Annotated in this window: 22 protein-coding genes; 10 read left to right on the top strand and 12 right to left on the bottom strand. The window is 62.7% G+C overall.

From position 1 onward, the window contains the following. Window positions 1-69: 69 nt before the first annotated feature. Entirely contained in the window at window positions 70-1065 is a 996-nt protein-coding gene (locus tag C9E81_RS12125; protein ID WP_122112615.1) for a P1 family peptidase, read from the bottom strand. Between the two features lie 99 nt (window positions 1066-1164). On the opposite strand from C9E81_RS12125, the gene smpB reads away from it, so the two are divergent. The 3 genes from smpB (at window position 1165) to C9E81_RS12140 (ending at window position 3746) form a co-directional block, all read left to right on the top strand. Further along, window positions 1165-1641: an SsrA-binding protein SmpB gene (gene smpB, locus C9E81_RS12130; protein WP_122112616.1), complete on the top strand. Its 477-nt coding sequence runs from the start codon at window positions 1165-1167 to the stop codon at window positions 1639-1641. Window positions 1642-1710: 69 nt separating this feature from the next. Further along, window positions 1711-2565, top strand: a complete 855-nt coding sequence (sseA, locus tag C9E81_RS12135) for a 3-mercaptopyruvate sulfurtransferase (protein WP_122112617.1) — start codon at window positions 1711-1713, stop codon at window positions 2563-2565. Beyond that, the gene (locus C9E81_RS12140; protein ID WP_122112618.1) at window positions 2565-3746 is read left to right on the top strand and encodes an amino acid aminotransferase; all 1182 of its coding nucleotides are present in this window, start codon (window positions 2565-2567) and stop codon (window positions 3744-3746) included. Before sseA ends, C9E81_RS12140 begins: the two co-directional genes overlap by 1 nt. Window positions 3747-3818: 72 nt before the next feature. Here the strand turns inward: C9E81_RS12140 and C9E81_RS12145 are convergent, their stop codons facing one another. The 3 genes from C9E81_RS12145 to ubiA form a co-directional block, all read right to left on the bottom strand. Next, window positions 3819-4148, bottom strand: coding sequence for a hypothetical protein (locus C9E81_RS12145; RefSeq protein WP_122112619.1), 330 nt, complete (start codon window positions 4146-4148; stop codon window positions 3819-3821). Beyond that, window positions 4145-6310 carry an OmpA family protein gene (locus C9E81_RS12150; protein ID WP_122112620.1) on the bottom strand — a complete coding sequence of 722 codons (2166 nt, stop codon included), beginning with the start codon at window positions 6308-6310 and terminating at the stop codon, window positions 4145-4147. The genes C9E81_RS12145 and C9E81_RS12150 overlap by 4 nt, the downstream gene beginning before the upstream one ends. 63 nt (window positions 6311-6373) lie before the next feature. Continuing rightward, window positions 6374-7312: a 4-hydroxybenzoate octaprenyltransferase gene (ubiA, locus tag C9E81_RS12155; protein WP_122112621.1), complete on the bottom strand. Its 939-nt coding sequence runs from the start codon at window positions 7310-7312 to the stop codon at window positions 6374-6376. A 14-nt stretch (window positions 7313-7326) separates the two neighbouring features. On the opposite strand from ubiA, the gene C9E81_RS12160 reads away from it, so the two are divergent. Together C9E81_RS12160 and C9E81_RS12165 are read left to right on the top strand one after the other, a co-directional pair. Continuing rightward, window positions 7327-8046, top strand: a complete 720-nt coding sequence (locus C9E81_RS12160) for a 16S rRNA (uracil(1498)-N(3))-methyltransferase (protein ID WP_122112622.1) — start codon at window positions 7327-7329, stop codon at window positions 8044-8046. Window positions 8047-8242: 196 nt separating this feature from the next. Beyond that, a complete protein-coding gene (locus C9E81_RS12165; protein ID WP_122112849.1) occupies window positions 8243-8437 on the top strand; it encodes a DUF1127 domain-containing protein in 195 nt (64 codons plus the stop codon). A 53-nt stretch (window positions 8438-8490) separates the two neighbouring features. Here the strand turns inward: C9E81_RS12165 and C9E81_RS12170 are convergent, their stop codons facing one another. From C9E81_RS12170 to C9E81_RS12195, 6 genes are all read right to left on the bottom strand, one after another. Continuing rightward, window positions 8491-8754, bottom strand: a complete 264-nt coding sequence (locus C9E81_RS12170; protein ID WP_122112623.1) for a ribbon-helix-helix domain-containing protein — start codon at window positions 8752-8754, stop codon at window positions 8491-8493. Next, entirely contained in the window at window positions 8747-8923 is a 177-nt protein-coding gene (locus tag C9E81_RS12175) for a DUF4169 family protein (RefSeq protein ID WP_122112624.1), read from the bottom strand. The genes C9E81_RS12170 and C9E81_RS12175 overlap by 8 nt, the downstream gene beginning before the upstream one ends. Then, window positions 8920-9303 carry a VOC family protein gene (locus C9E81_RS12180; RefSeq protein ID WP_122112625.1) on the bottom strand — a complete coding sequence of 128 codons (384 nt, stop codon included), beginning with the start codon at window positions 9301-9303 and terminating at the stop codon, window positions 8920-8922. The genes C9E81_RS12175 and C9E81_RS12180 overlap by 4 nt, the downstream gene beginning before the upstream one ends. Next, entirely contained in the window at window positions 9300-10694 is a 1395-nt protein-coding gene (gene fumC / locus C9E81_RS12185; protein ID WP_122112626.1) for a class II fumarate hydratase, read from the bottom strand. The genes C9E81_RS12180 and fumC overlap by 4 nt, the downstream gene beginning before the upstream one ends. Window positions 10695-10783: 89 nt before the next feature. Further along, window positions 10784-11335 carry a class I SAM-dependent methyltransferase gene (locus C9E81_RS12190; protein WP_122112627.1) on the bottom strand — a complete coding sequence of 184 codons (552 nt, stop codon included), beginning with the start codon at window positions 11333-11335 and terminating at the stop codon, window positions 10784-10786. Window positions 11336-11399: 64 nt separating this feature from the next. Then, window positions 11400-11873: an SspB family protein gene (locus C9E81_RS12195; protein WP_122112628.1), complete on the bottom strand. Its 474-nt coding sequence runs from the start codon at window positions 11871-11873 to the stop codon at window positions 11400-11402. Between the two features lie 165 nt (window positions 11874-12038). Here C9E81_RS12195 and C9E81_RS12200 point away from each other — a divergent pair, with 165 nt between their 5' ends. Together C9E81_RS12200 and C9E81_RS12205 are read left to right on the top strand one after the other, a co-directional pair. Then, complete coding sequence (locus C9E81_RS12200) at window positions 12039-13061, top strand: aspartate-semialdehyde dehydrogenase (protein ID WP_122112629.1); 1023 nt, start codon at window positions 12039-12041, stop codon at window positions 13059-13061. Window positions 13062-13071: 10 nt separating this feature from the next. Further along, window positions 13072-13671, top strand: a complete 600-nt coding sequence (locus C9E81_RS12205; protein WP_122112630.1) for a DedA family protein — start codon at window positions 13072-13074, stop codon at window positions 13669-13671. Between the two features lie 19 nt (window positions 13672-13690). Here C9E81_RS12205 and C9E81_RS12210 read toward each other — a convergent pair whose 3' ends face one another. Continuing rightward, window positions 13691-14338: a carbonic anhydrase gene (locus C9E81_RS12210; RefSeq protein ID WP_122112631.1), complete on the bottom strand. Its 648-nt coding sequence runs from the start codon at window positions 14336-14338 to the stop codon at window positions 13691-13693. 141 nt (window positions 14339-14479) lie between these two features. Between C9E81_RS12210 and C9E81_RS12215 the strand changes: the two genes are divergently transcribed. The 3 genes from C9E81_RS12215 (at window position 14480) to C9E81_RS12225 (ending at window position 17114) form a co-directional block, all read left to right on the top strand. Next, a complete protein-coding gene (locus C9E81_RS12215) occupies window positions 14480-14857 on the top strand; it encodes a hypothetical protein (RefSeq protein WP_122112632.1) in 378 nt (125 codons plus the stop codon). A gap of 65 nt (window positions 14858-14922) precedes the next feature. Next, window positions 14923-16299, top strand: coding sequence for a leucyl aminopeptidase family protein (locus tag C9E81_RS12220; protein ID WP_122112633.1), 1377 nt, complete (start codon window positions 14923-14925; stop codon window positions 16297-16299). Continuing rightward, window positions 16296-17114 (top strand): C40 family peptidase, encoded by an 819-nt coding sequence (locus C9E81_RS12225; protein WP_122112634.1) that lies wholly within the window; start codon window positions 16296-16298, stop codon window positions 17112-17114. Before C9E81_RS12220 ends, C9E81_RS12225 begins: the two co-directional genes overlap by 4 nt. Before the next feature lie 174 nt (window positions 17115-17288). Here C9E81_RS12225 and truB read toward each other — a convergent pair whose 3' ends face one another. Further along, window positions 17289-18182, bottom strand: a complete 894-nt coding sequence (gene truB / locus C9E81_RS12230; protein ID WP_122112635.1) for a tRNA pseudouridine(55) synthase TruB — start codon at window positions 18180-18182, stop codon at window positions 17289-17291. Window positions 18183-18189: the final 7 nt, after the last annotated feature.

Consider the following 18189-nt stretch of genomic DNA (forward strand, 5'->3'; position numbering starts at 1 on the left):
GGGGTTCCTCTGGCAGATAAGCGGCTGCAAAATGACCTGTTGCAGCACTGACCGCAAGAGCCGGCGGAATCACCCCCGTTTCGCGATATCCCGCCAGCAGGCCCGACGATCGTCAGGGCGCGATCTGGCGGTAAAAACCGCCCGCGCAATAGCCCGAGCCAGAACCGAGGCCGCCGCATGACCAAGCCAGAACGAATCCGCGACCGGATCCTGCAACGGCCTTGCGCCGGTCGAGGCGGCAAAGACCAGATCACCGTCAAGTGGCGTGTGGCTGGGAACCAGGGCACGGGCCAGCCCGTCATGCGCCACCGTCGCCAATCTTTGCAGTCCGGCCTTGTCCAGGTTCGCATCCGTCGCGACGATGGCGATGGTCGTGGCCTCGCCCGGGCGCTTGAAGGGCAAAGGCTCGGCAGCGGCGGGAAACTCGGATGGCAGCCCGAGACCGCCGAACTCGCGCTCCAGTTCCCAGGGAGCGGCCCAGAAATGCGCTGTCTCACCAACGGTGGCCGAGCCGAGCGCGTTGACAGCCACCAGGGCCCCCACCGTCATCCCGTTCTCCAGCACCGCCGAGGCCGAGCCCAGACCGCCCCACAAACGGGCCGTCATGGCTCCGGTCCCCGCACCTTCGCTGCCGATGGCGAACTCGGAAGCTGCGGCCTTGTAGGCCCGCAAACCGAGTTCCGGATAGGGGTTTTCTCTCCAATCCTTCTTTCCGCCATTCAGCAGATCAAAGAGGATCGCGCCGGGCACGATCGGCACCCGTGCCTCGCCCACGGCAAAGCCGCGCCCGTCAGCGGCGAGCCCGGCCATTACACCGTCACAAGCGGCCACTCCGAATCCGGACCCTCCCGACAGCACCAGCGCATCGACCTGTGACACCAGCTTGTCGGGTGCCAGCAGGTCTGTGTCCCGCGTGCCCGGCGCCCCGCCCATGACATGCACCGAGGCCGTGAAGGGCGCGTCGCCGGTCAGCACGGTCACGCCGGAACGCAATTCCGCATCCTGCGCATTGCCGACCCGCAGGCCGGCGACATCGGTGATCAGGTTGCGCGGCCCCGGTTTCATCAGCCCCTCCCTTGTTGCCGACAGTTTGTGCGAGCCACTCGCCCGCCGCAAGCCGGGAAATCTTTACTTTGCCCGGACCGATCCCTATCTGATGCCGTCATGGCCAAGGAAAGCGAAAACAAGAACTACAAGGTGATTGCCGAAAATCGCCGGGCGCGCTTCGATTACTTCATCGAAAGCGATCTGGAGGTTGGCATCATGCTGACCGGATCGGAGGTGAAATCCCTGCGCACCGGCCAGTCGAATATCGCCGAAAGCTATGCCTCCATCGAGGATGGCGAATTATGGCTGATCAACGGTCATATCGCCTCGCTGCCCAATGCCGGCGTATTCGGACACGAGGAGCGCCGCAGGCGCAAGCTGCTGGTGAACAAGCGCGAGCTTGCGCGGCTGTGGCAGGCCATCGGGCGGCAGGGAATGACGCTGGTGCCGCTGGTGATGTATTTCAACCATCGCGGGCTGGTAAAACTGAAGATCGGCATCGCCAAGGGCAAGAAGGTTGCCGACAAGCGCGAAACTTCTGCCAAGCGCGACTGGAACCGGCAGAAGCAACGGTTGCTGAAACAGAACGGATAAGCCAATCCCGGCATTGCAGCCTGCCCCTTCCCCCTGTAAATCGGGCCAGTACCGACAAAGGGGGTGCCGATGCAGGACGATCCGAAAACGCTGGTCTCAACCGAATGGCTGGCCAGGCATCTGAACGATCCTGACTTGCGGGTAATCGACGCAAGCTGGCATATGCCCGCAACGGGCCGGGACGCGCGTGCCGAATACGATGAGGCGCATATCCCCGCTGCGCGATTCTTCGATATCGAGGCGATTTCCGACAAGCGCAGCACATTGCCGCATATGGCACCTCCGGTCGAGATGTTCATCAGCCGTATGCGCGCGATGGGCGTAGGCGACGGCCATCAGGTGGTCGTCTATGACAACTCTGATGTCCGCAGCGCCGCCCGGGTCTGGTGGACCTTCCGCCTGATGGGCAAGACCGATGTGGCGGTGCTGGATGGCGGCTTTGCCAAATGGCAGGCCGAGGGCCGCCCGATCGAGGACATGCCCCCGGTATTGCGCGACCGCCACATCACCGTGCAACGCCAGGCAGGGCTGGTGCGCGACGTGACGCAGGTCGCCGCCGCCTCGAAACTGGGCGATCACGAGATCATCGACGCCCGCGCCCCGGAACGCTTCCGCGGCGAGGCAGACGAGCCGCGCCCCGGCCTGCGCGCCGGCCATATACCGGGCGCAAAGAACCTGCCCTTCGGCCGCCTGTTGAACAAGAACGGCACGATGAAGGACCCCGAGGCCCTTCGTGCCGAGTTCGAAGCCGCCGGGGTGGATCTGTCGAAACCCGCCATCACCAGTTGCGGTAGCGGCGTGACCGCGGCGATCCTCAGCCTCGCGCTGGAGCGGATCGGTCACCGCAACCATTCGCTTTATGATGGAAGCTGGACCGAATGGGGCAGCTTTTCCGACCTTGAAATCGCAACCGGAGACGCCTGATGCTGACCGATCTGAAACCGCAAGCCCCTGACAAGATCCTGATGCTGATCGAGGAATACAAGGCCGATACCCGTCAGGGCAAGATCGACCTGGGCGTCGGGGTCTACAAGAACCCCGAAGGGGTCACCCCGGTCATGCGCGCCGTCAAGACAGCCGAGCAGCGGATTTGGGAAGCGCAGACGACCAAGTCCTATACTGGCCTCGCCGGTGAGCCGGAATTCCGCAATGCCATGGCGCAGATGGTATTGGGCGATGCGCCCTCCGATCGTCTCGCCTCACTGGCCACGGTCGGTGGCACCGGTGCCATCCGCCAGGCGCTGGAACTGGCCCGGCTGGCCAATCCCGGCGTGACCGTTCATGTTTCGGACCCGACATGGCCCAACCACCTTTCGATCATGAAATTCATGGGCCTGCCCTTTGTCGAATACCGTTATTTCGACAATGACACCCGAGGTGTCGATTTCGAGGGGATGAAAAAGGATATCGCCAAGGCGGGCAAGGGAGACGTCGTGCTTCTGCATGGCTGCTGCCACAATCCCACCGGTGCGAACCTGACTGCAGAGCAATGGGAAGAAGTCGCCGCGATACTGGAAAAATCCGGCGCTTTACCCTTGATCGACCTTGCCTATCAGGGCTTTGGCGACGGGTTGGACGCCGATGCCGCCGCCACCCGCCTGCTGGCGAGCCGCCTGCCAGAAGTGCTGATCGCGGCGTCCTGCTCGAAGAATTTCGGCATCTACCGTGAACGGACCGGGATCCTTATGGCTCTGGCGGAAAACAGCGCCGCCCGCGATCTTGCCCAGGGCTCCCTGGCCTTCCTGAACCGCCAGACCTATTCCTTCCCGCCCGACCACGGTGCCCGCATCGTCAGCACCGTCCTGACTGACGAGGGGCTGCGCGCGGATTGGGCATCGGAACTGGAAGATGTCAGGAACGGCATGCTGGGCCTGCGCGAACAGCTCGCATCGGAACTGCGCGACCTGTCGGGCAGCGACCGGTTCGATTTCATCGCCCGGCATCGCGGCATGTTCTCGCGCCTCGGGGCCAGCCCTGAGCAGGTCCAGAAACTGAAATCAGATTCCGCCATCTACATGGTCGGCGATTCGCGGCTGAACATCGCCGGGCTGAACCGCGACACCGTTCCGGTCCTTGCCCGCGCCATCATCGACGCCGGGATCTGACGGCTTCTTCTTTGGCCTGACCACTTTCGCGAAAACCCAGCCCGGATGGGCTGGGTGGGACGGCCCCCCCTTTCAGCGGCGTGCCAGCTTCCTGTCGATATAATCCCGCAATTCCTCGATTTCCGTGCGGCGAACACGAAGCTCTTCCATTGCCGTCTGCCATTCCACGTCGGCAGCCGCCAGCTTGCTCATCAATTCCGCCTCGCGTCGTTCCAGCCGGGCCACGGCAATATCACGGGCCTCTTCGGCTTCGTGCAATTGCTGGGCCATGCGGTCCAGTTCATTCATGCTGGCACGGGTTGGGCGCGTCATGCGCTGGACAATCAGGCCAACTAGCCAGCCCACGACAAAGGTGGTGAACAGGATAACTGCAGTGGCGGTGATGAATTCGGTGCGGTTCATTCTGCGCTGGCTTCGCTTTGTTGAGTGTTCCCTTCGTCACCTTCTTCCCCTCCTTCGGCCCCATCGGGACGGGGCTCGGGGCGGGGGGTGTCGTCGTCAGGCGTCTGAACAGGTAGCCTAATATTTTCCTCGCGTTCGTCCAGTGTCTGGAATTCCTCGCTCGCGCCGAGCGTCGCCGGAGCAGTACGGGGTGCGTCATTCACCTTGGGCATTTCCGGCCCGAAGGGCACTTCGTCCGGAGGAGGAGGAGGAGCACTTTCTTCCTCATGGGCCTCCTGCGTTTCCAAGGCTTCCCCGGTTACCCCCTCGATTGTCACCGGTGGGGACAAAGGCTCGCTGCGGACGGGTCTATCCGAAATCAGGCGGAACTCGATCCGCCGATTTTCCTCGCGGCCTTCCTCGGTATCGTTGCTGGCAATGGGCTGGCTTTCGCCATAACCACGCGATGTCATGTTGCCGGTGTCGATTCCGGCATCAGTCATCGCGTTCACCAGGGCCTGCGCCCGTGCCCGCGACAGATCGGCATTGAACCCTTCCGATCCCTGCGAGTCGGTGTGCCCACCGGCCTCTATCTGGAAATCCGAGCAATCGGTCATCGCATCCGCCAACCGTTTCAGCGTCTCGGACGGGTCGCCCGCAATCGTGGATTTGTTCGGTTCGAACCCGATCGCCGCTTCGGACATGATGATGTTCAGGCGGTCAACACATTCTCCACCGTCGGGCAATGCCAGCGCCGGATCCAGTCGGCGGTCATAGCGGATCGAAAGCTGGTATTTGGCACCGGCTCCAAGGCGTTTCGACAACCCGGCAGCGACATGTTCTGCCGCACGCGGGTCGCCCGAATCTCCCGACAACTCGATCATGTCAGGAGTCACCTTGACCGAACCCTTCTCCAACCCATCAATCGCCTCAAGAGCCGCGATCACCCTGACCGTCCACCCCCCCGGCGTGTTTTCATCGCTGCGCAACTTGCCCTGGACCGAGGCAAATCGTGCCTGGGCAAAACTGTCCACTGCCTCGCGCATCTGCTGGTCGGCAATCCGCCCCTGCACAGTCAATTCGCGCCCGGATGTCATGGTCGCGGTGAACTCTGCCGGCCCCGCCGGGCCGTCAGGGGGCGTTTCCAGCTGCGCGTGCAGCGAAAAGACCGGCGGCAAAGCCTGTTCGAGATTGGCCACCACCTTGTCGAAATCAGCACGCGCGACACCCGCCGGCACGGTCAGCCCGACATCGGCATCCGAGATGGTCACCGTCCCCCGCCCCAGAGCGGCAACCGCCCCGATCGCCGCAACTCCGGCATCAGCCCAGTCCGGCGTGGGCGCCCCGAGTGCCAGGGTGCAGCCAGGGGTGCCTTGAACTCCGGCCCGGACAGCCGCCGCGAGAATACGATCCCGGCCTTCTTCACGATCGGCGGCGCATGCATCGAAACGTGCACCTTCGTCATCGATCAGGAATCGCATTGTGAACGGCACGATAACCGGGCGCGGCGCGGAGATATTCGCCTCGAGAGTCACATCATGCGGCAGCGACCGGTTCAATTCGGTCTCCAACCGCCCCTTTTCGGCCCTGCTTTCGGCCAGCGCCTCTACCGTGACCGCCCCCGGCTCGATCGAGATCTTTGCCCGTGGCGTCAATTGCGCTATCCGCAGGCCGTATTGAACCGCAGCATCCCAGTTCTCGGGGGCGGGGTAATCGGCATTCTCCAGCAAATCGGTAATTCGCGGTGCCGCAGTTTCGCTCTCCAAGGCATGAACCAATGCCGCCCGGTTGGTAGAAGCCGGAACCAGCCCGATCAGCGAGATACCCTCGTCGTTTCTCAGCAACTCGACCTTGAACGCCGGCGGCGCGGCAGCTTCACGGGCGACCACGGTGATCTCATCGACAATCCTCCTGGAGTCGATCACTGTGCCAGCCTGCGTCACGGCGCGAAAGCGGTCCACTTCGGTCGGCGCGGTGCCCGACAACAGCACCTGCAACCCGTCGCTGCGAATCTCGACCCATTCCTGTCCCGCATCAGCCAATGCATGCCGCACCCTGGCCTCGGAACGCTGCTCCATGAAATCAGCTGCCTCGCGCGCGCCATACCAGGACAGGGCACCGATACCGGCCAGCACGACAATTGTCGCCAAAGAGGTGGATACGCCTTTGCGGGACGACGCCATGAACCGGCACCTCGCGGTTGTTGAAAGCTGGGTTGGTCTAGCGGCGCCTTGCGAAAGGCGCAATCATGCAAGCCCCGCAAAGGCAAGGAATATCGCCAGCACAAGGCCCGCATCACGGTTCGAACGGAACAAGCGCAGGCAGATATCATTTTGATCCGGTTGAAAAATTTTTAACTGCCAGAGCAGGTGTCCAGCAAAACCAGCCAATCCGATCCAGCCTATCAACAGATTGCGACCCGTCAGCGAAATCGCCACCGCCAGAAGCAGAACCGCCAGTAAAGCGAACCCCACGAGGATACGCGGGCTGTTTTCGCCGAACAGCCGGGCGGTGGATTTGACCCCGATCAGCGCGTCATCCTCGACATCCTGATGGGCATAGATGGTGTCGTAAAAGATCGTCCAGGCGATGCCGGCGAGCCACGCAACCACCGGCGCGACATCCAACCGCCCCATATGCGCCGCATATGCCAACATCACACCCCAGTTGAAGGCGAGGCCAAGGAATATCTGCGGCCACCACGTAAAGCGCTTGGCAAAGGGATAGATCGCCACCAGCGCAAGCGAGGCCACTCCCATCCAGATCGCGGCCTTGCCCAATGTCAGCAGGATCACGAATCCCACCAAAGCCTGCGCGATCAGCCACAAATAGGCCCCTCGCAACGTCACCCGCCCCGAGGGCAAGGGCCGCGATCTCGTGCGGGCGACCTTTGCATCGATATCCCTGTCGGTGATGTCGTTCCATGTGCAGCCCGCCCCGCGCATCACCAGCGCGCCAAGGCCACATGCCACCGCGATCCACAGATCGCGCCATGCCGGCGCATCCGCCATCATCGCCAGCCCAATTCCCCACCAGCAGGGCAACAGCAGAAGCCAAGTCCCGATGGGCCGGTCGGCCCGGCTAAGATGCAGCCAGGGCCGCCAGGATTCGGGCGCGTAACGGTCAGCCCAATTTCCCCCGGGCGCATCCGCGACAGTGTCTGGCTTTTTCGTCTGGCTTTGCATAGCGTCTGCCTGTCATGGCGAAGATAAGACTGTTCATAGATCACCCTCTGGCCACGGGACAACCCGTCATGCTGGAAGCCGCGCAGGCGCATTACCTGTCGGGCGTCATGCGGCTGCGCGCGGGAGAGGTGATCTCGGTCTTCAACGGCCGCGACGGGGAATGGTCCGCAAGCATTATCGAGGCGGGCAAGCGCGGCGGCAGTCTCGAATTGCTGGAGCAAACCGCGCCGCAACGCGATCCACCCGATCTCTGGCTGTTATTCGCGCCAATCAAGAAGGCGCGGACAGATTTCATCGTCGAAAAGGCGGCGGAACTGGGCGCGGCCCGTATCCTGCCCATCCAAACCGATTTCACCAATTCCGAGCGTATCCGGCAGGATCGTCTGCAAGCCCATGCCGTCGAGGCGGCAGAACAATGCGGCGGCACCTATGTGCCTGGCGTGGACGAACTTGTGCCACTGGCTCGCCTGCTGGACGGTTGGGACGGCATCCGCCGGATATTATGGGCGGATGAGGCGATGGCGGGACCCGCGCAGACCTTGGCTGAATTGCCTGCCGCTCCCTGGGCAATCCTGATCGGTCCCGAGGGCGGTTTTTCCGACGCTGAACGATCACGCCTCACGGCGCTGCCCTTCGTTACGCGAATCAGCCTTGGCCCGAGGATCCTGCGCGCCGATACCGCTGCCGTAGCGGCAATGACGCTGTGGCAGGCGATGCTGGGCGACTGGCGCTGAACTGGCATTGCCTGGATTCTATCAATTCACCCTTTATGAATGCTGCGTCGCAGCATGACATTAAACTTTAAATAGCCTGCAAGAATCGCATAGCGGCTTTGCCGATTCTGCGCCTACAATTCTGCATGTGCACAATCTATCTCCTGCTTATCCGAAACATGCCCGCTGATCGGGCAATCTGAAAACAGGTGATATGATGTCCGCCATCGAAACGAACCGCAGCTTTGCAGTTGGAGGCCTTGGCAGTGTCGTCGCAAATCTCGCTTCGCTGATCGGGTCGTGGAATGACACGCGCAAAACCCGCCGCGAACTGAACCGCCTGTCGGACCGCGAACTGGACGATATCGGCCTGACCCGCGGCGACATCGAGCGGATTGCGCGCGGCCTCTGAGCCAGAGCAAAAGATGAACGAACCCCCGAATGCTGCTGTGCGCGGGGGTTTTTTCATGCGCGGGTGGCGGGAATCGTCTGATCGGCCCGTTTCTGCACTTCCGACAGCACGAACAGCCGCAATGCCGTGGCAAGCCCTATATCCGGAGGCCGGTTACGGTCGATCCGGCCGATAAGTGTTGCGCGTGTCACGCCCAGAAGATCGGCCTCACGCCCCAATGCGCGCCAGAACGCGTCCTCCAGCGAAACCGACGTCCGATGTCCCTCGATCGTGACCGAGCGTTTCAGCGGCGGGGTCATCGGCGGCAGGTCAATCATCGCGCTTATGAGCCCCGTGCGCGCGCCCGATCCGGTCGGCCTCGGCCTGCCTTATTTCGCGATCACGCTTTGCCTCGCCATGCTTTACCGCGTTCGCATCGCCCCTGACGCGCTTTTCATCGCGGGCCCGCTGTTTGCGGGCCTGGCGCAGGTTGATCGGCTTGGTCACGCCGATCCCTCGGGCCGCTGCATGAGTTGCCAACTGACCCCGAAGCGATCTGCCACCCATGTGAAGCGGGGCGAAAAGGGATAGGCATCAAGAGGCATGAAGACCTGCCCACCCTCGCCCAATATCCCGGCCAGCCGGTCCACATCCTCTGCCTGATCGCAGGTGATCACCAGCGAGATCGCCGGGGTGAAGGTGAACTCATGCGACACCGGGCTGTCGAAGAGAAACAGCTTCTGCCCGGCGACGGTGGCAAGCACGCGGCGGGGTTCACCTTCCCCGGACAATTCCTCGATGGTCATGTCCGGGAAGGCGCGGGACCAGAGCGCGACGGCATCGGCCAGCGCGCCCTGAAACATCAGTTGCGGAACCGCGGTGATCATTCCTTCGGTCCGATCATGTCTTCGGGGCGGACGATCCGGTCGAAAGTCTCGCCATCCACGAAGCCAAGCGCGATGGCCTCCTCACGCAGGGTGGTGCCGTTCTTGTGCGCGGTCTTGGCGACCTTGGTCGCGTTGTCATAGCCGATGGTCGGTGCCAGCGCCGTCACCAACATCAGCGATTCCTTCATCAGCTTTTCGATCCGCGCCGTGTTCGCCTGCGTCCCCACCACCATGTTGTCGGTGAAAGAGGATGCCGCGTCACCCAGGAGCTGCATGGATTGCAGCACGTTATAGGACATCATCGGATTATAGACATTCAGTTCGAAATGCCCCTGGCTGCCGGCAAAGCCGATGGCCGCGTCATTGCCCATCACATGGGCGCAGACCATTGTCAGTGCCTCGGCCTGTGTCGGGTTGACCTTGCCGGGCATGATAGACGATCCCGGCTCGTTCTCGGGCAGGATCAACTCGCCCAGGCCCGAGCGGGGGCCGGAACCCAGCAGCCGCATGTCATTGGCGATCTTGAACAGCGAGACAGCCACGGTTTTCAGCGCGCCCGAAAAGAACACCATCGCGTCATGTGCCGCCAGAGCCTCGAACTTGTTCGGCGCGGTAACGAAAGGCAGGCCGGTGATCTTCGCGATCTCGGCGGCGATGGCGCTGTCCCAGCCCTTCCTGGTGTTCAGCCCGGTGCCGACCGCCGTGCCACCTTGTGCCAGCTCATAGATGTGCGGCAGGGCCAGTCTGACCCGCTCGATCCCCATCTTCACCTGATGCGCATAGCCGCTAAATTCCTGTCCAAGCGTCAGGGGTGTGGCGTCCTGAGTATGGGTGCGCCCGATCTTGATGATATCCTTGAACTCCCGCGATTTCGCGACCAGCGCCTCGTGCAGCTTTTCCAGCCCCGGCAGCAGCACGTCGCGCGCCACCATGCCGATGCCCACATGCATCGCGGTCGGGAAAGTGTCATTGGATGACTGACCCATATTGCAATGGTCATTCGGGTGAACCGGGTCTTTCGACCCCATCTCGCCACCCAGGATCTCGATCGCGCGGTTGGAGATTACCTCATTGGCATTCATGTTCGACTGCGTGCCCGAGCCGGTCTGCCACACCACCAGCGGGAAATTGTCGTCGAACTTGCCCTCGAATACCTCGGTCGCGGCCTGCTCCATCGCGCGGCCGATCTTTTCGTCCAGCCTGCCCTCGGCCATGTTGATCCGTGCCGCCGCCAGCTTGATCGCCCCCAATGCGCGGATGATCGCGACCGGCTGACGCTCCCACCCGATGGGGAAGTTCATGATCGAGCGCTGCGTCTGCGCCCCCCAGTATTTCGAGGCGTCAACCTCCAGCGGGCCGAAGCTGTCGGTTTCGGTACGGGTCTTGGTCATGATGAATGGCTCCCTCGCGGTTTCGCGGCGTTTTTAGCCCCCGCGGCAGCGATAAGCAATCGGCATGCCATTGTATGCTGAACAGAATCTTATCCCTGCCGGAACGCATAGACTCGTGCGGGCGGCAGATTCGCCCAGATCCGCCGACTGCGTTCATGGCGCAGTCCGAAGCGGCGGCGAACAGCCTCGGACAGAGGCGGCAACGGACCATAGGTGATCTGTACGAAGGGCGCACCGGGCCGCATGACCGACAGCGCCGCACCGACGATGGCGGCCTGCAACTCGTCCGGCATCGGCAGGGTAGGCACACCCGAAATGACCGCGTCGAAAGGCTCGTCCCTTTGATTGACCATTTCCTGCGCGGGCCGGTTATGAACACGGGTCCCCGGAAAACGGGACCGTAACCAGTCGCAGAAAGCCGCGTTCAGTTCGTATAAGTCGAGCCGTTCCGGCGGCAGGCCGCGTGCCAGAATCGCCTGAGTGATAGTGCCCGTTCCGGCACCGATTTCCGCCACCGCCTTCATGTCGGGCGAGACATGGCGCGCCATCTCGCGCGCGGTGGCCCGACCGGTGGGAATGACAGAGCGTATCTCGGATGGGCGCCGGATGAACTGGCCCAGAAATAACGGCAAATCCGACATCGTGACCTCCTGCAGTTATGCCAAGGCCCGGCCTATTGCAGACAGGTGACAGACGTGTGACGGGTTACTTGCGCCAGCGGTCGAGCTGCACGACCTCGCCACCGCCCGGCGGATCATCCGGACCGTCATCCCCCTGATCCTCGCCATCCTTTTCGCCGGAACTTTCCTCGCCCTCGTCACTTTCCTGGGTTTCGAAGCGCAGGCCAAATTCCACGGAGGGGTCGACAAAGGTCCGCAATGCGTCAAAGGGGATACGCATCGGTTCGGGCGAATTGCCGAAATTCAGCGTGATGTTGAAGCCCTCGTCATCGATGATCAGGTTCTCGAACCAGTGCTGGATGACGATGGTCATTTCCTCGGGATAGCGCTCTCGCAGCCAGTCGGCCATCTCGACCCCGTCCTCGCGCGTGTCGAAAGTGATGAAGAAATGATGCTCGCCCGGCAGGCCGTTATCGGCCACATCCTGCAAAACATCCGCGATCAATCCCTGCATCGCGCGATGCATCATTCCGCCGTAATCAATTTCGGACCGGGTCATGCAACCTTCCTTCCTCGGTGTCGCCAGCATAGGCAAATGAACGTCGAAGAAAAGGGGCGGAATCGTTCAATATCCCGACAATGCCGCCGCTCCTTTCTCCTGCGCCCCCTTCCATCCGCCGAGTGCCTGCGTTAAACGCCAGCGACCGCAGGAAAGGAGGCCCCGATGGGCTACAAAGTCGTTGTTGCCGGCGCCACGGGAAATGTGGGCCGCGAAATGCTGAATATCTTGGCCGAGCGCCAGTTCCCGGTGGATGAAATCGCCGTTCTGGCCTCGCGCCGTTCGCAAGGCACCGAGGTCAGCTTTGGCGACAAGACTCTCAAGATCAAGGACATCGAGCAATTCGATTTCACGGGTTGGGATATCGCGCTTTTCGCCATCGGCTCGGACGCGACAAAGAAATATGCCCCCATCGCCGCCAAGGCCGGTTGCGTGGTAATCGACAACTCGTCGCTCTATCGCTACGACCCCGACATTCCGCTGATCGTGCCCGAGGTGAATCCGGACGCGATCGAGGGTTATGCGAAAAAGAACATCATCGCCAACCCCAACTGCTCGACCGCACAGATGGTGGTGGCGCTCAAGCCCCTGCATGACCGGGCACGGATCAAGCGTGTCGTGGTATCGACCTATCAGTCGGTCAGCGGCGCGGGCAAGGAAGGCATGGATGAGTTGTGGGACCAGACCAAGGGCATGTATGTGCCGGGCCAAGAGGTCGAGCCCAGCAAGTTCCAGAAGCAGATCGCCTTCAACGTGATCCCGCAGATCGACGTCTTCATGGATGACGGCTCGACCAAGGAAGAATGGAAGATGGTCGCCGAGACCAAGAAAATCGTCGATCCTGCCATCAAGGTTACCGCGACCTGCGTGCGCGTGCCGGTCTTTGTCGGTCATTCCGAGGCGATCAATATCGAGTTCGAGGATTTCCTCGACGAGGACGAGGCCCGCGACATCCTGCGCGAGGCGCCGGGCATTCTGGTCGTCGATAAACGCGAACCGGGCGGCTATACCACGCCGGTCGAATGCGTGGGCGATTTCGCGACCTTCATCAGCCGCATTCGCCAGGACTCAACAATCGAGAACGGGCTGAATCTCTGGTGCGTCAGCGACAACCTGCGCAAGGGTGCAGCGCTGAACGCCGTCCAGATCGCCGAGTTGCTGGGCAATCGCATCCTGAAGAAGGGCTGAGACCCGAAAGGTGTTTGACTGGATCACCAGCTTTATCGAGGGCGGCGGGGCATTGGCCATCGCCGCCCTCATGCTTCTGGAAAATGTTTTCCCGCCGATTCCGTCCGAGTTGATCATGCCGCTTGCGGGCTTCAACGCGGCACGCGGCGGAACATCGTTGTTGCTGGTGATCATATCCGGGGCCGCCGGATCGCTGGCCGGCGCGTGGCTGTGGTATCTGCTGGGATATGCCTATGGCACTGACCGGTTGCACCGCCTGATCGCGCGCCATGGCCGCTGGCTGACCATGACTCCGGCCGAACTGGACCGGGCGCAACGATGGTTCGACAGGCATGGCCGTTCGGTGGTTTTCTTCGGCCGCCTCGTCCCCACCGTCCGTACGCTGATCTCGATCCCCGCAGGTCTCGCGCAGATGTTCATGCCCCGGTTCATCCTGTTCTCGGCCATGGGAAGCATCCTGTGGTGCAGCATTCTTGCCCTTGCCGGTTATTGGCTGGAAAGCCGCTACGAACAGGTCAGCGCGTGGCTGAATCCTGTCTCGACCATCATCGTCGTCGCGCTGATCGTGGGTTATGCGTGGCGGGTAATCCGCTGGCGGCCGGATAACTGAGATATTATCGCGCGGCGCCTCAGACCAATACCCAACGCTTTCCGCCGTTCTCGGCCTGCCACAACGTGCCCTCGCGAATATCGTGAACCAGGCCGTGGAGCGACAATTCCCCGCTTTCGACGGCGGCCTTCACGAAGGGAAAGGTCATCAGGTTTTCGATCGAGACCATCACCGCCTCGCGTTCGAGCGCGCGGACCTGCTGGTCTTCGGGCAGTTCCTTGACCCGTTCGTAACCGGGGCGCAGGATATCCATCCAGCGGCCGACGAAACTGGATTTTTCCTCCAGTTCGGGCGCATGCCCCGAACACATAGCATGGCAGCCGGCCACACCGCCGCAATTCGTGTGTCCCATCACGATCAGATGAGCCACCCGCAGCGAGGCCACCGCATACTCAACCGCCGCAGATGTTCCGTGCTGCTGCCCGTCAGGCGCATGAGGCGGCACCAGATTGGCGATATTGCGGTGGATAAAGAACTCTCCCGAATCGGCGCCGAATATTGAAGTGACATGCACACGCGAATCGCAGCACGAGATGACCATCGCCCTCGGCCGCTGCCCGTCATCGGCCAAACGCCGGTACCAAGCGCTGTTCTCGGCATAGGCAGTGGCTTTCCAGCCGTGATACCGGGTGATCAGATATTGCGGCAGGGGATGAACGTTATGCATGGCTGACCTCTCGCAAGCTCCCAGTCTGATAGCCTTCATTCAAATAAAGTTCGAGAGGCATTTTCATACACCGTTGGCACATCGTTCACAAATGTTCTGCAATCTCGCACTCATGTCAGCATGATGCCTGGAGTTGTCTGCATGCCATCTGTCACGGCCTTGCCCATATCCGAACCCGTACGCATCGATCGGCAGCGTTTCACGGATATCATCGATGAACTTGGTGAACGGACCGGCCGGAACGTGATCGATCTGGCACTGGAACAATTCGCTCTGGTAATGACCGCCACGGAAAAGGCGCTCGCCCGCAATGACTTCCCGGATGCGGTATCTCATGCGGCACTGCTTACCCGGTTGGCCTGGCAGATCGGCCTGCCATTAGTGGCGATTGTCGCGCAAAATCTGGGGAATTGCATCGAACAACGCGACCTGACCGCGCTGGCTGCCATCCGTGCACGGCTGGCGAGGGTCGGCAACAACTCGCTGACTATCTTGCGCGGTAATGGCCAGGCGGATTAGGGACATCACTTGCTATGACCTCGCCAGCATGTAGTCTGGCGCGCAAATAACGAAGGAACCCCGCCATGCCGCTCCAATTCGCTTCCTCCCCGGATCTGGCCCTGCCGATATGGCCGGTTGCGAAGGGCGCGGAAATTCCGCCCGAATCCGGGGCGGGCGACTGGCCAGCCGCTTGCGGCTTTACCGGCAAGACCGGGGAAATATGCCTGTTGCCAGATGCGGATGGCGGGCTGTCCGGCGCCCTGTTCGGGCTTGGCGATCCCGCGCATCACGGACGCGAGCGCTTTGCCTTCGCCCGCGCCGCCGCCTCTCTGCCCAAGGGCGACTGGCGGCTGGCGGCGCTGCCCGGTGACCACAACGCGGAAGAGGCGGCGCTTGGCTGGCTGCTGGGGCAGTATCGCTTTACCCGCTACAAGGGCAGCCCGGCAGAGGATGCGCGCCTCGTTTGCCCGGACGGTGTGGATGCCGAACGGGTGCTGGCCATCGCGGCGGGCGAGTTTCTGACCCGCGACCTTATCAATACCCCGGCCAGCGACATGGGGCCCAAGCAGCTCGAGGCTGCAGCGCGCAAGCTGGCCAACGAGATCGGCGCCAGCATCGAGGTGACCACGGGCGACGCCTTGCTGAAATCAAACCTCCCGATGATCCATGCGGTCGGCCGCGCCGCCGAGCAGGCACCTCGCCTGATCGATATCCGCCTTGGCGACAACGGGCCTTTGTTGACCCTGGTCGGCAAGGGCGTGTGTTTCGATACCGGCGGGCTGGACATCAAGCCCCCCTCTTCCATGGGTCTGATGAAAAAGGACATGGGCGGGGCGGCGACGGTTCTCGGCCTGCTGAAGATGCTGGCGGGAACCGGTGCGGCGCAAGGCTTGCGGCTGCGCGTCCTGATCCCGGCAGTCGAGAACAGTATCGCGGGCAACGCCTTTCGCCCCGGCGATGTGCTGGGCAGCCGCAAGGGGCTGAGCGTCGAGGTAAACAACACCGATGCCGAGGGACGGCTCGTGCTGGCCGATGCGCTGACCCTGGGGGCCGAGGAAAACCCCGATCTGATGATCTCGATGGCCACCCTGACCGGCGCGGCGCGGGTGGCGCTTGGCCCCGACATCCCGCCCTTCTACTGCGATGACGACGCCACCGCGCAGGCAATCTCGGCGGCCTCCATGGCAGTCGCCGATCCGCTCTGGCGCATGCCCTTCTGGGAGCCTTACGAGACGATGATCGAACCCGCCATCGCCGATCTGGACAATGCCCCCTCGGGCAGCATGGCCGGCTCGATCACTGCCGCACTGTTCCTGCGCCGCTTTGCCGAAGGCGCGGGGCGCTATGTCCATATGGATATCTATGGCTGGCAGCCCACAGCCGCACCGGGACGCCCAAAGGGCGGTGTCGGTCAGGGCGCGCGCGCCATCCTTGCCGCCTTGCCCGACCTTGTGAAATGAACCATGACCGGCGCCTGACCCCCGCCACCGAACGGGTTGCACTCGAAAGCCTGCGCGGCAAGCTCGACCGTCCGGAATACACCGCCGGGGAGCCGGCGCGGATGGCCGTCCCTCTCGCCGATCTGATGAGCGCACCCGATGGCCGCCGTGACCGGCAGGTGAATTTCGGCGCAGATCTGACGATTGTCGAGCGCCGGGACGGATGGGCCTTTGTGCAGGCCGCGCTGGATGGCTATTGCGGTTGGCTGCCCGAGGAGGTGCTCAGCACCGACCTGCCCCCGATCACCCATCGGGTGAGGGCACCGGCGACTCATCTCTATCCCGCCGCGGACATGAAGCAGCCCGAGACATGTTTGCTCTCCATCGGTGCAAGGCTGGCGGTCGAGGGAACAGAAGGGCGCTTCGCCCGCCTTGCCACCGGCGGCTACGTGCCCCTTTCTCATATCGGCGACCGGCCCGCCAATGATCCGATCGAGGTCGCCGACGCACTGTTGGGCACGCCTTACCTGTGGGGTGGAAACAGCCGTTCAGGGCTGGATTGTTCGGCACTGGTGCAGATCGCCCTGACCGAATGCGGCATCCCCTGCCCCGGCGACAGCGACCTGCAACGCGACGCCTTTCCCGAAGCGGAAGAGATCCGGCGCGGAGACCTGCTGTTCTGGCCGGGCCACGTCGCGTTGGCGATCTCGGCCGATCTGATGATCCACGCCACCGCATGGAAGATGGCGGTGATCCGCGAGAGCATTCCCGACGCCATCGCCCGGATAGACGCAGCAGGCGACGGGCCGTTCCTGGGCATCCGCAGGCCCGGATGACGGCGGATTGTTGAAACAGGCCCGTAGAGCGCTTTTGGTGCTGCCTGCAGGATCGGAATTTGCCGGTTTTGAATGGAATGTCGGGGCTCTGCCCCGCCGCGCTACGCGCGCCTCCCCGGGATATTCAGCATGAAGAAGAAGGGCTGAGCCAAGGACGGTTGTTTCCGTGGAGATCTACAGGTTGAAAACGCGCTCGGGCTGAACCGTGCCGCCCTGATAGCGGCCGATGCAGACAGGCCCCTCGGCATCGCTGACCCAAACCGCCTGCCCCCATTCGGCGGTACCCGTCACCTCGCCCGGATTGCCATTGCGGATCCGGCGGGCGCCGTCGGGCGTGGCCCGCAGCATCGGCATGTCCTCCAGCGCGGCCTCCAGCGGCAAGAGCCGCTCTTCCAGCCATACCTGCGCCTCGCGGTCGATACGCTCGAACGCCACGCCGTCCTCGACATCGAACGGCCCGGACCACACCCGCCGCAGCCCTGCGACATGACCAAGGCAGCCCAGCTCGCGCCCCAGATCCCGGGCAATGGACCGCACATAGCCACCTTTGCCGCAAACCATTTCCAACCGCGCGGTGTCGCCATCCGCCTCGATCAGCGACAGGCCCTCGACCCAGAGCGGACGGGCGGCCAGTTCGACCTCCTCGCCCTCGCGCGCCAAATCATAGGCACGCTCGCCATCCAGTTTGACCGCCGAATAGGCGGGGGGAACCTGCATGATCTCGCCTCTGAACCCTGCCAGCGCCGCCTCTATCTGCGCCGGTTCCGGACGGATATCCGAGCGCCGGATCACTTCTCCGGATGCATCGTCAGTGGTGGTCTCCGCCCCCCAGTTCACCGTGAAATCATAGCATTTCAGCGCGTCGGTGATATAGCTGACGGTCTTGGTCGCCTCGCCCAGAGCCACCGCCAGAACCCCCGTCGCATCCGGGTCCAGCGTCCCCGCATGACCTGCCTTCTTCGCGTCCAGCGCCCAGCGCAGCTTGTTCACGACCGAAGTCGAGGTCACGCCCGCAGGCTTGTCCACGATCAGCCAGCCATTAATGTTGCGGCCCTTCTTGCGTGCCATCGGAACC

The sequence above is a fragment of the Paracoccus alkanivorans genome, assembly GCF_003697785.1.
GTDB classification, from domain to species: domain Bacteria; phylum Pseudomonadota; class Alphaproteobacteria; order Rhodobacterales; family Rhodobacteraceae; genus Paracoccus; species Paracoccus alkanivorans.

Excerpts from the sequence above, each read along its gene's own strand:
- C9E81_RS12180 (WP_122112625.1), bottom strand. The coding sequence starts at position 9,303 with ATGATCACCGCGGTTCCGCAACTGATGTTTCAGGGCGCGCTGGCCGAT.
- sseA (WP_122112617.1), top strand. The coding sequence starts at position 1,711 with ATGCAGGACGATCCGAAAACGCTGGTCTCAACCGAATGGCTGGCCAGG.
- ubiA (WP_122112621.1), bottom strand. The coding sequence starts at position 7,312 with ATGCAAAGCCAGACGAAAAAGCCAGACACTGTCGCGGATGCGCCCGGG.
- C9E81_RS12125 (WP_122112615.1), bottom strand. The coding sequence starts at position 1,065 with ATGAAACCGGGGCCGCGCAACCTGATCACCGATGTCGCCGGCCTGCGG.
- C9E81_RS12225 (WP_122112634.1), top strand. The coding sequence starts at position 16,296 with ATGAACCATGACCGGCGCCTGACCCCCGCCACCGAACGGGTTGCACTC.
- C9E81_RS12210 (WP_122112631.1), bottom strand. The coding sequence starts at position 14,338 with ATGCATAACGTTCATCCCCTGCCGCAATATCTGATCACCCGGTATCAC.
- C9E81_RS12145 (WP_122112619.1), bottom strand. The coding sequence starts at position 4,148 with ATGAACCGCACCGAATTCATCACCGCCACTGCAGTTATCCTGTTCACC.
- C9E81_RS12195 (WP_122112628.1), bottom strand. The coding sequence starts at position 11,873 with ATGACCCGGTCCGAAATTGATTACGGCGGAATGATGCATCGCGCGATG.
- smpB (WP_122112616.1), top strand. The coding sequence starts at position 1,165 with ATGGCCAAGGAAAGCGAAAACAAGAACTACAAGGTGATTGCCGAAAAT.
- C9E81_RS12150 (WP_122112620.1), bottom strand. The coding sequence starts at position 6,310 with ATGGCGTCGTCCCGCAAAGGCGTATCCACCTCTTTGGCGACAATTGTC.
- C9E81_RS12170 (WP_122112623.1), bottom strand. The coding sequence starts at position 8,754 with ATGATTGACCTGCCGCCGATGACCCCGCCGCTGAAACGCTCGGTCACG.
- C9E81_RS12165 (WP_122112849.1), top strand. The coding sequence starts at position 8,243 with ATGTCCGCCATCGAAACGAACCGCAGCTTTGCAGTTGGAGGCCTTGGC.
- C9E81_RS12220 (WP_122112633.1), top strand. The coding sequence starts at position 14,923 with ATGCCGCTCCAATTCGCTTCCTCCCCGGATCTGGCCCTGCCGATATGG.
- fumC (WP_122112626.1), bottom strand. The coding sequence starts at position 10,694 with ATGACCAAGACCCGTACCGAAACCGACAGCTTCGGCCCGCTGGAGGTT.
- C9E81_RS12140 (WP_122112618.1), top strand. The coding sequence starts at position 2,565 with ATGCTGACCGATCTGAAACCGCAAGCCCCTGACAAGATCCTGATGCTG.
- truB (WP_122112635.1), bottom strand. The coding sequence starts at position 18,182 with ATGGCACGCAAGAAGGGCCGCAACATTAATGGCTGGCTGATCGTGGAC.
- C9E81_RS12215 (WP_122112632.1), top strand. The coding sequence starts at position 14,480 with ATGCCATCTGTCACGGCCTTGCCCATATCCGAACCCGTACGCATCGAT.
- C9E81_RS12190 (WP_122112627.1), bottom strand. The coding sequence starts at position 11,335 with ATGTCGGATTTGCCGTTATTTCTGGGCCAGTTCATCCGGCGCCCATCC.
- C9E81_RS12160 (WP_122112622.1), top strand. The coding sequence starts at position 7,327 with ATGGCGAAGATAAGACTGTTCATAGATCACCCTCTGGCCACGGGACAA.
- C9E81_RS12200 (WP_122112629.1), top strand. The coding sequence starts at position 12,039 with ATGGGCTACAAAGTCGTTGTTGCCGGCGCCACGGGAAATGTGGGCCGC.